Origin of the sequence: Halobacterium litoreum, from assembly GCF_021233415.1 — an archaeon.
GTDB lineage: Archaea > Halobacteriota > Halobacteria > Halobacteriales > Halobacteriaceae > Halobacterium > Halobacterium litoreum.
The window spans coordinates 287,081-302,346 of record NZ_CP089466.1; the positions used below are offsets into that span (position 1 = coordinate 287,081).

Here is a 15,266-nt window from a genome sequence, read left to right on the forward strand (position 1 = left end):
TCTGTTCGAGTGCGGGCCGGTGGGGTAGCTTGGTATCCTTCGGCCTTCGGGTGGCCGTAACCGCGATTCGAATTCGCGCCGGCCCACTTCTCCCGCATTCTGCTCGGACAGCGGCGGCGTTCGCGAGACTGTTCTGCTTCGTCGCGGTTTTAGTCGGTCGTTAATGCGCTCTGCGGGTGCCAGCCGTCTTGCGCTCGCCCGACGCGAACGCGTTATTGTACCCTGAATAGGGAAAGAGTATAAGTCACAATCGCGATAAGCGGTGGTAAGCGCGTACTCAAGTGGAGGGGAGGTGGTTAGGATGTGGATAACATCCTTCACCGCGGCTCAGCCGCCGCACCCAAACTCGCACTTCGGTACGCGTATCAGAAACCATGAAAGACAAAATCAGTCTCTTCGACCTGCCGGACGACGACGACCGTGGCGTGAGCCCGGTCATCGGCGTCATCCTGATGGTGGCGATTACGGTCATCCTCGCCGCCGTCATCGCGAGTTTCGTGCTCGGCTTCGGCGGTAGCGTCTCCAGTAACGCGTCTGCCGGTGTGGATATCAGCCCAGATGAAAGTAATACCGGTAATGTTACCGTCTCTGTCGTTTCAAAGGGAGACGATACCCTCCGGGTCTCCTGTGTTGACAGCGGTGGCAGCGAATTGAACAGCACTTCGAGTGTCGGTGGTTCGATGTCCTGTGCTGAGGGCTCTAACGTCGTCGCTGTCGGCAACGACAACGCCAACAACGCGACCATCCGGACCGACATCTAAACCGCGAACTCGCCCGGTTCGCTCCCTTTAGGGAATTCGGTCCCCCGCCACCTCTCCGCTCGGCGCGACGCGCCGAGACGCACACGGGAATCGCCGTGTGGTGTTCCACTGAATCTCCCTCCTCGCGCTAATTCGACAGCAGCCGCTACGCTCTCTTCGCGTTCTCCGCGTCAGTCCTGCCCGGTCGATGGGCGTCGATTACACTCGGGTTCTGACGACGGCTTCGTCGCCGCCGTCGGTCACCGCGACGACGCTGTCGCCGGCGCAGTCGAGGATGCGGTCGCCGATGTCGGCGAGCGTTCCGGCGTCGGTGTCGGGGCCGCTGGGGCTGTTGAGCGTGTCCGCGCCGGTGCAGTAGACGCCCGCGGTGTCGTCGCCGAGCGACGTGACGGTGACGTTGCCGTCGTCGACGGAGACGGTGGCTCGCGGGCCGTCGTCCACGCTGCCGCCGAAATCGAGGACCGCGGCGGCGACGACGGACGCGAGGATGACGGTGAGCGCGACCATCAACACGACGCCGATGACCGGGCTCACGCCGCGGTCGTCCAGTTCGGGCGCGTCGATGGTGGTGTCCTGCATGGTGTGGTCGGTGGCGGGCGCTCGTTCGTCTGGGTATGGCGGCGTCACGGAATAAAGGCTCGTGGCTTCTCGCCGGCGTGGGCGACGACGTTATGCCGGCGGCGGCCGTGGTCCACGCCGATGATAGAGGGGTTGGACGAGGACGTGGCGGACGCGTCGGCGGTGCGGGAGCGCCGGGACGACGTGGTGGCGCGGGTGCGCGAGCACGCCGGGCAGATGGCGTGGGAACTCGCGCGCTTGGAGGGCGGCGAGTACGGACGCCGGTCGTTTCGCGTGGATGGCGGGGAGTGGACGGTGAAACACGAGGCCGGCGAACTGGAGTTCCTGCGCTTCGAGGGGCAGGCCGGGCTGGACGTGTACGTCGTGTCGACCCACCAGCCCCCGGAGCCCGAGCCGCTGGCGCGGGCGATGGAGCATTACGCGGGCCTCGTGGATTCGTTCGAGGCGTACGTCCGGGGACTCGACGGCGTGCTCGACGGCGTGCCCGAGGAGTTCCCCGAGGTGGCGTCGGCGGCGTCGGTGGCCGACGAGCGCGACCGCGTCGTCTCGCGGATTCGCGGCGTCGCCGACGAGATGGCGGGCGCGTTACACCGCGTGGAGAACACCGAGTACGGGACGTTCGCGGCGACGGTCGAGGGGACGCGCTGGGAGTTGAAACGCGAACTCGACCGCGCGTCGTACGTGCGCGTCGGCGGCGCGCAGGGCGTCTATCTGGTCTCCCAGTACGGGCCGCCGTCGGCCCGCGACCTCCGTGAGTACGCGCCGGACGTGGCGTCGTTCGTCGCGGCGTTCAACGAGGACGTGGCGTCGCTGAGCGACGACCTCGATTCGGTGTCGCTGTAGGTCCCGCAGGCGCGACGGCGTGCCGCCGGGATTCCACACCTTCATTACGCGGGCGCTCCGTTTCCCACCCGATTACCGTGAGTGGGGAGCGCGTCGTCGAGAACGCATCGGAGGCCGGGAAACAGACGCGACTCGTGGTGGTGTGCGGGCTGCCGGGCGCGGGGAAGACGACCGTCGCGGAGCACGCCGTCGACGCGCTCGACGCGACGCTGTTCCGGACGGACGTCGTGCGCAAGGACTTGTTCCCGGACCCCGAGTACACGCGCGAGGAGATGCGCGCCGTCTACGACGAACTGTTCTCGCGGGCCGAGGACGCCGTGGCCGACGGTGACGCCGTGGTGCTCGACGGGACGTTCAAGCGCCGCGAGTACCGCGGGCGGGCGCGTCGGGCGGCCGAAGAACTCGGCGTGCCGTTCACGCTCGTTCGCGTCGCCTGCGAGGAGGACGTGGTTCGGGAGCGGATTCGCGCGCGCTCCGGGGACGCGAGCGACGCCGACTTCGAGATTCACCAGCAGTACCGCGAGGAGTTCGAGTCGCTCGCCGGGGAGCACGCGCGCGTGGACAACTCGGGGACGCTGGAGGAGACGCTCGCGCAGGTCGACCGCCTGTTCTAGGTCTCGCCACGCTTTTCTCCGCGCTCTGCGAATCGCCGTCGATGAGCGACGACCCCATGGCGTGGGAGACGACGAACCGCAAGACGGCGTACACGTGCCCGGGGTTCGACGTCGTCCACGAGGACGTAGTGTTGCCCGACGGCACGGAGACGGACTTCGACTACCTCGTCGACGACCCCGCCGTCGTCGTCCTGCCGTTCACGCCCGACGGCGACGTGGTGCTCATCGAGGAGTGGCGCCAGACCGTCAAGCGCGTGAACCGCGCGCTCCCGGCGGGGAGCGTAGAGGGCGACGAGGACCTCGCGGTGGCGGCGCGCCGGGAACTCACGGAGGAGACGGGCTACGAGGCCGAGTCGGTCGAGCGGTTCGCGACCTACGAGCCCGCCAACGGCATCAGCGACGCCGTCCACCACTACTTCGTCGCGGAGGGCTGCGAGCCGACGGGCGAGCAGAACCTGGACTTCAACGAGTCGATTCGCGTGACGACCGAGGCCTACGACGAACTCCTCGATTCGGTCCGTCGGGACGACGTGCGCGACGGCCGCACCGCGCTCGGCGTGTTGCAGTACGAACTCGGCGACGCGTAGCGCGACCGGAGGCCGCGGTCTCGACCGCCGGTCGAAGCGGTCAGCCAGTTCGAGCGGCGCGAGAGCGGGCGTTTAATCGAACAGTTCGCCGTTGAGGCCGGTGGTACCGGTCCAGTACGACCGGAAGAACAGGAACAGATACGCGGTGACCAGGGCGACAGCCACACCCAGCATCAGGAGTTCCATACGCGCGTTTCGGCAGACGAACAGATAAATCCCTGTCAGCGGGGGCGGGGCTTATTTCGGTCCGACGCGACGCCCCTGCATGGGAACCATCGTCTACGAGGACCCCCAGAAGGGCGTGACCGAGTGGCCGACCGACGACGAGAACCTCCACTACGACGAGGACACCGGCCACTGGCTGGTGCGGACTGAGGACGGCACCGTCCGGCGGATTCCCCGCGAGCGCGTCTGTTACGTGGAGACGTCGGTGTAGCCGAACGGCAAGCCCTATGCGAGCGAGGCGGCTACCGGGGGCTAATGAGAGAGGTCTTCGAAATCGCCGCGCAGGACGGCGCGGCGCGCATCGGCGAACTCGACGTGCCGCGGGCGGGCGTCACCGTCGAGACGCCGACCCTGATGCCGGTCGTGAACCCGAACCTGATTACGGTCGACCCCGCGCGCTTCCCGGAGTTCGGCGCGGAGATGCTCATCACGAACTCCTACATCATCAAGAACGACCCCGACCTGAACGAGCGCGCGCTCGACGAGGGGCTCCACGAGATGCTCGGCTTCGACGGCGCCATCATGACCGACTCGGGGAGTTTCCAACTCGCGGAGTACGGCGAAATCGACACCGACACCGAGGAGATTCTGCAGTTCCAGCGCGACATCGGGAGCGACATCGGGACGCCCGTGGACATCCCGACGCCGCCTGATTCGTCCCGCGAGCAGGCCGAAGAGGAACTCGCGACCACCCAAGAGCGCCTCGAACTCGCGGAGACCGTCGACGTCGGCGATATGCTCGTGAACGCGCCCGTGCAGGGGTCGACGTACCCCGACCTCCGCGAGCGAGCGGGCGAGCACGCCTACGGCACGAGCCTCGATTTGTTCCCGGTGGGCGCGGTCGTCCCGCTGATGAACCAGTACCGCTACGACGACATGACGGAGGCCGTGCTCGCGGCGAAACGCGGCCTCGGGCGGGACGCCCCCGTCCACCTGTTCGGCGCGGGCCACCCGATGATGTTCGCGCTCGCCGCGGCGCTCGGCTGTGACCTCTTCGACTCCGCCGCGTACGCCATCTACGCCCGCGACGACCGCTACCTCACGGTCTCCGGGACGAAACACCTCGACAGCCTCCACTACTTCCCCTGTGACTGCCCGGTCTGCGCCGAGCACACGCCCCGCGAGGTCGAGCGCATGGGCGACGCCGCCCGGGAGGAACTGCTCGCCGAGCACAACCTCCACGTCTCCTTCGGCGAACTCCGGCGCGTCAAGCAGGCCATCAAGGCCGGGAACCTGATGGAACTCGTGGAGGCGCGCGCCCACGCCCACCCCCGGACGCTGGACGGCTACCGCGCGCTCCTCGACCACGCCGACCAACTCGAAGCGAGCGACCCCGCGAGCAAGGACGCGTTCCGGTACACGTCCGCCGACAGCGCGCGCCGTCCCGAAGTCCTCCGGCACCACCGGCGCCTCGCGCGCCTCGACGTGGCGGGCGACGACGTGCTCCTCACCGAGGGCGACGACAACCGCCGGTTCGACGAGTGCTGGAACGTCGTCGCGCCGTTCGGCCCCTTCCCGTCCGCGCTCTCCACGACCTACCCCCTAACAGCGGAGACGCCTGAGCGAATGGACGCCGCGGGCTACGAGGCGGCCGCCGAGGGAATCCGGCGCCTCGCCGACGCAAACCCGGAGACGCAGTTCACGCTCGCGCACCACGACTGGCCCGCCACGGCGCTCGACGCGGTGCCCGAGCGCGTGGAGACGGTGGACACGTCGGGCGGCGACTGAAAGGCAAGGCAATTGGGCGCGCGCCCCCGAACAGAGGGCATGACCGACTACTTCGAGGTCCACGAGCGCGACGCCGCGGCGCGCGTGGGCGAACTCCGCCTCGCGGAGTCCGTGACGACGCCGGCGCTCGCCGACGACGTCGTCGAGGACGCCGGGAGCCGGTGGGCGGAACCCCAATCACTCCCCGAGGGCGACGACTTCGTGCTGACCGTGCTTCCCCACCGCGCGTTCCCGTCGGGGACCGCCGACGAGGTGCAGGAGTCGTTCGCGCCGGACTACCCGGACGTCGACTACCCGAGCGCCGCAGTCGTCTCTCCGGAGACGGCCGATGACTTCGGCGCCGACGCGTACGTGCTGTCGGGCGCGCCCGGGACCGTCGGCCACGGGTCGGCGTTCCGCGACGCCGTCGTCGAGGTTCGAGAGGCCGTCCCGGACGACACTGCGCTCTACCTCCCGGGCGTCGCGACGCCCCAGAACGTCGCCGTGCTCGTGTACGCGGGCGTCGACCTCGTGGACGCCGACCGCGCCGTGATTCGCGGGACGCAGGGCACCTACCTCACGACCGACGGCGAGTACGACCTCGACGAACTGGACGAACTGCCGTGTGCCTGTTCGGCGTGCCGCCAGCCAATCAGTGAATTCGACCGGGAGGACTGCGTCGACCACAACGTCGCCCTGCTGGAGGCCGAGTTGGCGCGCGTGCGTCGCCGCATCCGTGACGGTCGCCTCCGGGACTACGTCGAGGGGCAGGCGCGCCACGAGGCGTGGGTGACCGCGGCGTTCCGCGAGTTCGACCAGCAGTACGGCTACCTCGAGGAGCGCACGCCCGCGCTCCGCGACTCCCTGCTATTGGCGTCGACGGAGGACGCGCTCCGCCGCGTGGAGATTCAGCGCTTCGCCGACCGCGTCACCTCGCGGTACAAGAAACGACTGGACGGCCATCCCCTCCTCCTCGTGCCGTGTTCCGCGCGGAAGCCGTACAGCGACTCTCAGAGCCACCGGCAGTTCCAGGACGCCGCCGACTACCGCGCGCACATGGTCTCCATCACGTCGCCCATCGGGGTCGTGCCCCAGGAACTCGAACTCACGTACCCCGCCCAGCACTACGACTCCGTGGTGACGGGGCGGTGGAGCGAGGAGGAGAAGGACTTCGTCGCGCGCGTCCTGAAGCGCTATCTCGAGCGCACCGACTACTCCCGAGTCATCGCGCACGTTCCGCCGGAGGGCTACCGCGACATCTGCGAGCGCGTCGCCGGCGAGGTCGACGTCCCCTTCGAGTTCACCGTCGAGGAGCACCCGACGACGAGCGAGGCGCTCGGCGAACTGAACGCCGCGCTCGCGGGCGAGGACAAGATTTGGGTGCAGGAACGCGAGGAGGCCACGCTTCGCTCGGTGGCCGACTACTTCATCGGCGACGGCGCGGGCGACGACCTGTTCCCGGACCTCGAAGTGCAGGGCCGCTACCCGAAACTGCAGGCGCTCGACGCGGACGGCGAGCAGTTGGCGGCGCTCGTCCCCGAGTACGGGTCGCTGTCGTTCACGCTCGCCGGCGCGCGCCGCTGGGTGGACAGCGACGCGCCCACCAAGCGCGTGGAGATAGACGGCTTCGTCCCGCAGGGGAGCGTGCTCGCACCGGGTATCCTGGACGCGAGCGACGACATCCGGGTCGGCGACGAAGTGGTCGTCGAGGGGCCGAAGGCCTTCGCGGTCGGGCGCGCGCAGATGCCCGGCCCGGCGATGGCCGACGCCACTCGCGGCGTCGCGGTGCAGGTCCGCCACTGCGAGGAGAAGTGACAGGCGGGCGGTCGTCGTCGCTGACACGACCCCGCTTTACGTGGCCTCGTCGAACTCCTCGTCCGGTGTTATTATCGCCGTAACACCTCGGTGTCCCGCGAATCGAGGGTATATTTACGCCCCGCCTGAATTGTACTTAGCCGGTACATTATTGTTTAGCGTTACTTTCAAGTGGCTTATCAACTATGCCTACATGCGCTCCAATAATGGGGGACAGAAACACAGTTCAACAGTCGAGGGGGGTACTCGACGTGAACGGCCCGCAGTTCGAGAACCGACAGTGGATCGTCGCGAAGTCGCTGCTCGAAGTCAACGACGCGTGTACGCGCACACTCGAGGACCTGGTCTTCCACGCGACGCGACCGGACGCCGACGACCGGTCCGACCAACTCAAACAACAAATAGACGACATGATTCGGCGACACGAGCGACTCGTCGCAGAACTCGAACTGGCCAGAGAAGCGATAGACGGTCCCGAATAACCCTTAATACTGTTAGTACTCGCTAACAGTATCTACGAATAGTTCGAAACCGGATAGGAACCCCGGAATATATGTCCGCGAGGCGCGAGTCTTGGCACGATGAAACTCGCCGTTCCGACGGACTTCGAGATATTAGACGCGCTTTCCGACGGCAAACGAAACAACGCCGTCAACATCTCTCACATCATCGATAAGAACCGCGCGTACATCAACACGCGCCTCCCCGTGCTCGCCGACTACTCGCTCGTCGAGCGCGTCGGCCCCGCGCCGAACAGCGGGCTCTACGCGATCACCGAGAAAGGACAGGTCGTCCTCGAACACCGCAGCGTCTACGAGGACGGCGACGTCGACGACTTCGACCAGTTCGTCGACGACGAACTGAACGGCGAGTAACGCTTCTCATCTCGGGTCCGTCCGCCGCGGCTCGCTTCTCCCACCCGGTAGTTCCTGCTTAACGCCCAACCTATTCTCTCCGAAACTATTTTAACCTCTTTTGCTATATACCGACAGTACATGCGAATGGTGGGTAGCGATGACACGTCGGGGGACTGGCGGGGATTGCTGTCCGGCATTCGCTGTGACTCAACCACAACATGACACGGACTTCGAAGACTGAACAGGCGCGCGCGGTACTACTCGCGGCGCTGATGGTGCTCTCCGTCATGGTGGGCTCCATCGCGTTCGCCGGGAGTGCTGCAGCCGCCTCAAACGCCGGACCCGAGGAGTTCTCCGATCTGGGGACAGATGCGGGGACGCTCGCGGCCGGTGAGACGGCAGTCGTACAGACAATAGAAGTGAACGACACCGACGCGGACGACGGAACCGGTGACACGAACCCGGTCAACGTGACCAAGGTCAACGTGTCCAATGCAGGTGGCACCACCGTCTCCGCGTCGAACGTCTCCGAGGTGCGGATTCTCGACGCGAGCGGCAACGAGCTCGCGTCGGCCGCCCCGTCCGGAGCGCTGAGTACCGGACAGACTTTCGACATCACGAACGTCACTATCCCGGACAACGGGAGTACGACGCTCCAAGTCGAAGTGACGATTGCCCCGGACGCCACGGAAGACGGCAACACGCTGGAACTGGCCACGAAGGCGAACTGGACGGAGGGACCGAACTCCGGCCAGACCGCCTACGTGACTGACGGTGTCGCCGAGACGCTCGACACCGTCGAGCCGGGTCTCAGCAGCGCGTCGACGGCTGACAACGACAACGACGGCTCCGTCGACACGATTACCGTCATGTTCAGCGAGGACGTACAGGACTCGTCCGTCGAGGCTTCGGACTTCTCGCTGAGTGACGGTAGCGTCGACAGCGTCGACACGAGCCCGTCCGACAACAGCACAGTCCACCTGACGGTGAGCGATGTCGGCGACACGGCGGCGACGCCGAACGTCAACCTCTCCGCAGGTAGCGTCACCGACGTCGCCGGCAACGCTGGCCCGGCGGCTGAGGAGCAGGTCACTGCGACTGACAACGCGAACCCTGCCGTGACGGACAAGAACCTGAACAAGACGCTCGTCAACGACGCGGACGCACCCGCCACGGTCGAGGTCAACGTCACGTTCAGCGAGAACGTCACCGCTGGTACCGTCCAGATTGTCGACAGCGGTCTGGCCACCAGTCCGCTCGACGTGACTGGCTCCGTCGACAACGACACGTTCAGCGGAACGGTCACGATCAACGACAACAACGACGACGTCGAAGCGAACCTGAGCGTCACTGGATTCAGCGGCGAGAACGGCAACACTCAGGAAGCGTACAGCCAGCAGGCGCTGACCATCGACACGCAAGAGGACATCAGCATCAATTCCGCTGAGACGGCCGACCTGAACGACGACGGAACCGTCGAGACGATCAACGTCACGTTCAGTGACGCTGTCGACGACAGCACCGTTCTCACCGCAATCGAGAACGACGACTTCAACCTCAAGTCCGCTACCGTCGAAGACCTCAACGGTGGCGAAGCGAACGACGCGACGGTCTCGCTCGAAGTCTCCGGACTCGGGAACACGGCGGCGACGGACGAACTCTCGCTGTTCTCGAACTCCATTGAGGACACCGCGGGTAACCCCGGTCCGACGACTGGTACGTTCAAGCCGGTCAGTGACGGCGCGAAGCCCGTCGTCACCGACGTGACGCTGAACGTCACTGAACTGAACGAGTCCGACGTGCCTGCCGACGTCGAAGTCAACGTCTCGTTCAGCGAGAAGATGGGCACTGACCCGTCGGTCACGCTCGTCGGTCTCAGTCAAGGCGACATCACGGCGTCGCCCGCGAGCGCTGACGACGGCGACGCGAACCTGTCCGCGACGACTGTCAGTCAGATTGCAGATAACGACGAGGACGTCTCGGTCTACGTCAACGTCTCCGATGGCGACGACAGCAGCGGGAACGCTGTCGAGACGTGGAACCAGAGCGACCTCACCGTCGACACGCTCGCCCCGAGTGTCACCGTGAACAACTCGGAAGCGCCCGAGGGCGAAATCGTCAGCGGTGAACTCGACCTCTCGACGTTCTTCGACATCTCGGAGGACGACGGGGGCGAGACGACGTACCTGATCAACACGACCGCCGGCGGCTCGAACTACTCCGAGGTCAACGAGCAGTTCGACACGAACTCCATCGACGACACCGCGCACCTGACCGTGCGCGCCGTCGACACGGACAACGTCGGCAACAGCGACAACGCGACGACGGCCGACATCAACGTCGACAACACGGCACCGCAGGTCACCATTCAGAGCCCGTCCGAGACGACGGCTCGCCAGAGCGGTGGCGTACTCGACGTGACCGTCGACGTCACCGAGCAGAACCTCGCAGCCGACAACGCGACGCTCGTGCTTTCGGATGGCAACAAGACCATCCAGTACAACGCGTCGCTGAGCGACGGTTCGAACGAGGTCGACCTCCTGCTGAACACGTCCGAGAACGCCTCGGATGCGTCGGCCATCGAGCCGAACCTGTCCGCGACGAACACCACGTTCGACACGCAGACGGTCTACGACCTGTCCGTGACGGTCGACGACTCCACGGGCAAGTCCACGACCGCGACGCAGACGGACGCGCTGTTCCTCGACGACACGGCGCCGGCGAACTTCAGCCTCGTCGCGCCGAGCGAGGCGACCGAGTACGACCCGACGGTCGAGGGTGAAGACGAACTCGTCGTTTCCTACGGCTACACCGAGGACAACGTCGACACCGTGACCGTGTCGCTCACGAACGAGAGCGGCGCAGTCGCGAACGTCACAGTCGACGAGTCCCAGTACACGGACGACGGCGTCATCAAGAGCTTCGAGCTCGACCTCGTCGACTCCTTCGACACCGGTTCGCTGGCCGACGGTCGGTACAACGTCTCCGTGACGGTGACCGACCTCGCCGGCAACAAGCTCGTCGACAACACGACGAACGCGCCGGTCGCGATCAACGCCGAGTCGCCGTCGGACGGCACGCCGTCCTTCCAGGGCACCACGCCGACCGCGACGGCGTCCATCGGCGAGGACCCGGAGAACGTGACGGTCGAAGCGACCTACAACGTCTCCGTGCCCGAGGTCACTGACGCGGGCGCCATCGAGGACCCGCAGAACTCCCTCGAGAACGTCGACGTCACCGCACCCAACGCGACCGTCGTCGTGGACTACTACGACGCGAGTGAGGGCAAGTACCTCACGTACACCGAGGAAGTCGCTGTCGACTTCTCCGGTGAGAACGCGACCGCGAACGCGACCATCACCGAGAGCGTGACGGTCGACATCAGTGACGTCGGCCCGTCGCTCGACGACGGTGACCGCGTGCTCAAGCGGACGGCGTCGCTCTCCGGCAACGTCGGCGTCGACGTCGAGGCGTCCTACGGGACCGCCTCGAACACCGACGCTGTCGACACGGGGACGACGACCTTCGTCGACAACGAGACGGTCGCGCCGACCCTCGACAGCATCGAAGTCGACGGTGACGTGAGCGCGACGAGCGACGAACTCGTGCTCACGTTCGACCGTCCGGTGCAGGCGACGGCCGCCGGCATCACTGCCGACGACTTCGCCTACATCAACGAGAACGGCAACGTCGACAACTACGTGACCGCAGTCAGTGGCGTCGGTGACGGCGACACCCAAGTCACGGTCACGCTGAACGGTGCTGTCGAAGCCGGCGACGTCGGCTCCGACATCGTCAGCATCCAGCCCGACGTGCTGGAGAACACCGAATCGCCGAACAAGAACGTGTCCGCGACGAGCGACACGTTCGCGGAGACCACCGCGCCCGTGCTGACGGACGCGACGGTCGGCGACGACGCGTCGACGGTCACCGTGACCTTCGACGAGCAGGTGCAGGCCGCGAACGGTAGCGACCTCACCGCCGCGAACTTCAGTTACTCCGGTAGCGCGAACGTGACGAGTGTGAGCCAGACGGCCGACGACACGGTCGTCGTCACCCTCGACGCGTCCGTCACCTCCGGAGAAATCGGCAGCGCCGAAATCGCGGTCAGCGACGTGTACGACCGCTTCGGCAACTCCCTCACGGACAGCACGGCGGTCACCGACGGCACGAAGCCGTCCGACCTCCAGATTGTCCAGCCGACCCAGCAGACCACCGTGAAGTCCGACGACCTCCTCGACGTGACGTACGGCTACGTCGAGAACGTCCCGGACAACGCGGAGACGACCGAAATCACGCTCACCGACAACGACGGCACGTCGTACACCTTCACGGTTGACGACACGCAGTACGTCGCGGGCGTGAACAAGACCGTCACGCTCGACTTGGGTAACAAGGGCACCCTCGAAGACGGTGCTTACCACGTCGAGATTACGGTCACCGACGCAGACAGTAACGAGGACACCGTCCAGACCGAGGACGCCGTCGTCGTGGTGAACGACGAGGCGCCGACGGTCAGTGACGTGTCCATCGCGAGCGACACGTCGGACATCGCGTCCGACTCGACGCTGAACGTCACGTACGACTACGACCCGGCACCGAACGCGACGAGCGTCACGGTGTGGGTTGTCGACAGCGAGGACGCCGGGAACTTCACGTCCGGTGACCTCGCGAACGCGTCGTACACGACCTACGAGAAGTCCGTCGACCACGGCGTCGTCGACGACCGCAAACTCTCCGTCGACCTCGGCGGCGAGATTGCGGACAACGACGACTACACGGTCTTCGTGACCGCGACGGACGCCGACGAGATGCAGAGCGACGCGGCGCAGGCGTCGAGCACGCTCGACGTGAACGCCGAGAAGCCGAGCATCGAATCCGTCGAAGCGAACGCCGGCAGCGACACGGTCACGGTGCAGTTCACCGAGGCCGTCGTCCCCGGCGACGATGACGCGAACATCACGCGCGCCGACTTCGCGTACCAGAACGTGAACGGCGCGGGAGCGAGCGCCATTGAGTCCGTCGCCGTCCACGACGGCGACACGGTGACGCTCGAGCTCGACGCCGAGGTCACGAGCGGTGACCTCGGCAGCGACCACGTGAACGCCCGCGGTGGGCAGATCGTGGACACCGACGGCGACAACGCGCGCGTCGTCGGCACCGACGCGGTCGCGCTGTCCGACTCGACCCAGCCGACGGTCGGCTCGGTCGACGCGGGCGCAATCAACGCGAACAACGCCGACAGCTACGACGTGACCGTCGACACGGGGTCGGAAGTGACCGACGTCTCGGTGACCGTCACCGGGTCGAACGGCACGTCCGTCTCCGACAGCGCGACGGCAGTCACGGGCGAGGCGACCCTCACCGTCAACGCTAGCGCGCTCGAAGACGGTAGCGTCACTGTCGACGTGACGGTGACCGACGCGGCCGGTAACGAGGCCTCGGCCTCGCGCACGGTCACGAAGGACACCGACGCGCCGACCATCGAATCCGCGACGACGAACGCGGGGACGAACACGGTTACGGTGACGTTCTCCGAGGACGTCACTGGCGTCTCCGCGTCCGCGCTCGGCATCACGAGTTCGAGCCACGAAGTCATCGACGTCGTGGACGACGGCTCGTCCGACGCCACCGTGCTGGTGGTGCTGAACGAGTCGGTGCCCGCGGCCGCAATCAACGACAGCAGTGTCGCCCAGATTACGGCCGCCGGCGTCACTGACGTGGCCGGCAACCCGGTCGCGTCCCAGCAGAAGCTGACTGACGTGGACGCGCCGAGCGTCATGAGCGTCACCGCGGACCGCGGCGACGAGAACGTGACCATCACGTTCTCCGAGAACGTGGACGCGGGCGAAGAGGGGGCGCTGAACGCCTCTGACTTCGCGTACACCGACGCGAACGATGCCGGCGCGTCCGGCATCGAGTCGGTGACCCAGACCGGCCCGCAGACGGTCGTCCTCACGCTGAACGGGTCGCTCACGCCGAGCGACATGGCCGAGGACACCGTCGGCATCGAGGCGGACAGCGTGTTCGACTCGGTCGGTCACCCGGTCGCTGCACACAGCAGCAGTATCGGTATCACTTCGGACGTCAGCGTGTCGACGACCGAGGACTCGGTCACGGTGACTGTGGTGTCGCCGAACAACGTGTCCACGGCCATCGACTCGCCGATTACGGTCGAGAAGAAGTACCGCGAGCTCGGTTCGCTCGAAGGCTTCGAGCTGAACGAGCGGTACACGAAGACGCTGAAGGCGTCCGACTTCGAGAAGGTCGAGGCCGGCGTCTACGAGGCGACGGTCTCGGTCGACGAGGACGGCGTCTACGTGGCGTCCGGTACGGTCGACTCGATGATGATGTCCGCCGAGGGTATGGTCGACGCGGAAGCGCCGCACCCGACCGACGCGGTCATCACGGACGTCACCAGCGAAGCGCAACTTGACGACACGCGGGACACCACGCGCGTTCGCGTGCTGTTCAACGAACCGATCGACGCGAGCGAAATCCTGCCGAGCGACGTCTCCATCGAAGGGTTCGACGGAGAGGTCGTGGCAGTCCAGCCGGCCGGTCCGCTCGGCTCGGTGACGGTCGTCGTCGAGGGCAAGGTCCAGACGGGTGCGTACCCCGACGTGACCATCGACGGTGACAGTTACACGGACCTCGCCGGGACGGCCGGCGAGGAGGGCGGCGACACGGTGGTCCACACCGACACGCTCGACCTCTCGAAGGGCCAGAACTTCGTGTCCGTGCCCGCAGCGAGCGGCGAACTCGACCTCGACGAACTCGACACGTCCGAGGTCGACGCCATCTACGCGTACGACGCAGCGTCGAACGAGTGGGAGGCGTACGACCCCGACGCGAAGGAGAACGACTTCTCCGCGCTCGAGGGCGGTGAAGGGTACGTCTTCGTGATGGACGAAGCCGCAACCCTCGAAGTGAACGTGTACAACGTCGCTGGCGCCGAGGCCGGTGCCGCGGCGCCCGCACCGAACCAGCAGGAACTGACCGAAGGGTGGAACCTCGTCGGTCAGTTCCAGGAGTACGACCAGTCGGTGACGACGGCGCTGTCGTCGCTGGGCAACGACTCCGTCTACAGCGTGCTCTCGCAGGACGAGTCCGCAGACGGCATCGCGTACGAGTCCTACGGCGCGGGAGACTTCGAGACGATGGAGCGCGGCGAGGCCTACTGGCTGTTCGTGCAGGACGACGAGGTGTACACCGAGTCGTCTGGCCACACGGTCGCGGTCTAACCACACCAACTCTCGCCATCTTTGGGGGTAATTC

General features: G+C 66.3%; 11 protein-coding genes and 1 tRNA gene. 11 read left to right on the forward strand and 1 reads right to left on the reverse strand.

The window, feature by feature from the left end:
* The first annotated feature begins 13 nt into the window (after nucleotides 1–13).
* Nucleotides 14–86: transfer RNA gene (locus tag LT972_RS01575), tRNA-Pro, on the forward strand.
* Between the two features lie 288 nt (nucleotides 87–374).
* Nucleotides 375–761, forward strand: coding sequence for a type IV pilin (locus LT972_RS01580; RefSeq protein ID WP_232571442.1), 387 nt, complete (start codon nucleotides 375–377; stop codon nucleotides 759–761).
* Between the two features lie 198 nt (nucleotides 762–959).
* Here the strand turns inward: LT972_RS01580 and LT972_RS01585 are convergent, their stop codons facing one another.
* Nucleotides 960–1,388: a type IV pilin gene (locus LT972_RS01585; protein WP_232571443.1), complete on the reverse strand. Its 429-nt coding sequence runs from the start codon at nucleotides 1,386–1,388 to the stop codon at nucleotides 960–962.
* A gap of 72 nt (nucleotides 1,389–1,460) precedes the next feature.
* Here LT972_RS01585 and LT972_RS01590 point away from each other — a divergent pair, with 72 nt between their 5' ends.
* The 9 genes from LT972_RS01590 (at nucleotide 1,461) to LT972_RS01630 (ending at nucleotide 15,232) form a co-directional block, all read left to right on the forward strand.
* Nucleotides 1,461–2,183 (forward strand): hypothetical protein, encoded by a 723-nt coding sequence (locus LT972_RS01590; protein ID WP_232571444.1) that lies wholly within the window; start codon nucleotides 1,461–1,463, stop codon nucleotides 2,181–2,183.
* A gap of 77 nt (nucleotides 2,184–2,260) precedes the next feature.
* A complete protein-coding gene (locus tag LT972_RS01595; RefSeq protein WP_232571445.1) occupies nucleotides 2,261–2,797 on the forward strand; it encodes an AAA family ATPase in 537 nt (178 codons plus the stop codon).
* 41 nt (nucleotides 2,798–2,838) lie between these two features.
* Complete coding sequence (locus LT972_RS01600) at nucleotides 2,839–3,384, forward strand: NUDIX hydrolase (RefSeq protein WP_232571446.1); 546 nt, start codon at nucleotides 2,839–2,841, stop codon at nucleotides 3,382–3,384.
* 265 nt (nucleotides 3,385–3,649) lie between these two features.
* Complete coding sequence (locus LT972_RS01605) at nucleotides 3,650–3,820, forward strand: hypothetical protein (protein WP_232571447.1); 171 nt, start codon at nucleotides 3,650–3,652, stop codon at nucleotides 3,818–3,820.
* A gap of 44 nt (nucleotides 3,821–3,864) precedes the next feature.
* A complete protein-coding gene (tgtA, locus tag LT972_RS01610) occupies nucleotides 3,865–5,337 on the forward strand; it encodes a tRNA guanosine(15) transglycosylase TgtA (protein ID WP_232571448.1) in 1,473 nt (490 codons plus the stop codon).
* A gap of 39 nt (nucleotides 5,338–5,376) precedes the next feature.
* The gene (gene arcS, locus LT972_RS01615) at nucleotides 5,377–7,131 is read left to right on the forward strand and encodes an archaeosine synthase subunit alpha (RefSeq protein WP_232571449.1); all 1,755 of its coding nucleotides are present in this window, start codon (nucleotides 5,377–5,379) and stop codon (nucleotides 7,129–7,131) included.
* Between the two features lie 206 nt (nucleotides 7,132–7,337).
* The gene (locus tag LT972_RS01620) at nucleotides 7,338–7,613 is read left to right on the forward strand and encodes a hypothetical protein (protein ID WP_232571450.1); all 276 of its coding nucleotides are present in this window, start codon (nucleotides 7,338–7,340) and stop codon (nucleotides 7,611–7,613) included.
* A 99-nt stretch (nucleotides 7,614–7,712) separates the two neighbouring features.
* Nucleotides 7,713–8,006, forward strand: a complete 294-nt coding sequence (locus tag LT972_RS01625) for an ArsR family transcriptional regulator (protein ID WP_232571451.1) — start codon at nucleotides 7,713–7,715, stop codon at nucleotides 8,004–8,006.
* A gap of 200 nt (nucleotides 8,007–8,206) precedes the next feature.
* Entirely contained in the window at nucleotides 8,207–15,232 is a 7,026-nt protein-coding gene (locus tag LT972_RS01630) for a beta strand repeat-containing protein (RefSeq protein WP_269780537.1), read from the forward strand.
* The last annotated feature ends 34 nt before the right edge of the window (nucleotides 15,233–15,266 follow it).

Coding starts and splice junctions, on each gene's coding strand:
- LT972_RS01605 (WP_232571447.1), top strand. CDS start 3,650: ATGGGAACCATCGTCTACGAGGACCCCCAGAAGGGCGTGACCGAGTGG.
- LT972_RS01590 (WP_232571444.1), top strand. CDS start 1,461: ATGATAGAGGGGTTGGACGAGGACGTGGCGGACGCGTCGGCGGTGCGG.
- LT972_RS01625 (WP_232571451.1), top strand. CDS start 7,713: ATGAAACTCGCCGTTCCGACGGACTTCGAGATATTAGACGCGCTTTCC.
- LT972_RS01630 (WP_269780537.1), top strand. CDS start 8,207: ATGACACGGACTTCGAAGACTGAACAGGCGCGCGCGGTACTACTCGCG.
- LT972_RS01620 (WP_232571450.1), top strand. CDS start 7,338: ATGGGGGACAGAAACACAGTTCAACAGTCGAGGGGGGTACTCGACGTG.
- LT972_RS01580 (WP_232571442.1), top strand. CDS start 375: ATGAAAGACAAAATCAGTCTCTTCGACCTGCCGGACGACGACGACCGT.
- LT972_RS01600 (WP_232571446.1), top strand. CDS start 2,839: ATGAGCGACGACCCCATGGCGTGGGAGACGACGAACCGCAAGACGGCG.
- arcS (WP_232571449.1), top strand. CDS start 5,377: ATGACCGACTACTTCGAGGTCCACGAGCGCGACGCCGCGGCGCGCGTG.
- tgtA (WP_232571448.1), top strand. CDS start 3,865: ATGAGAGAGGTCTTCGAAATCGCCGCGCAGGACGGCGCGGCGCGCATC.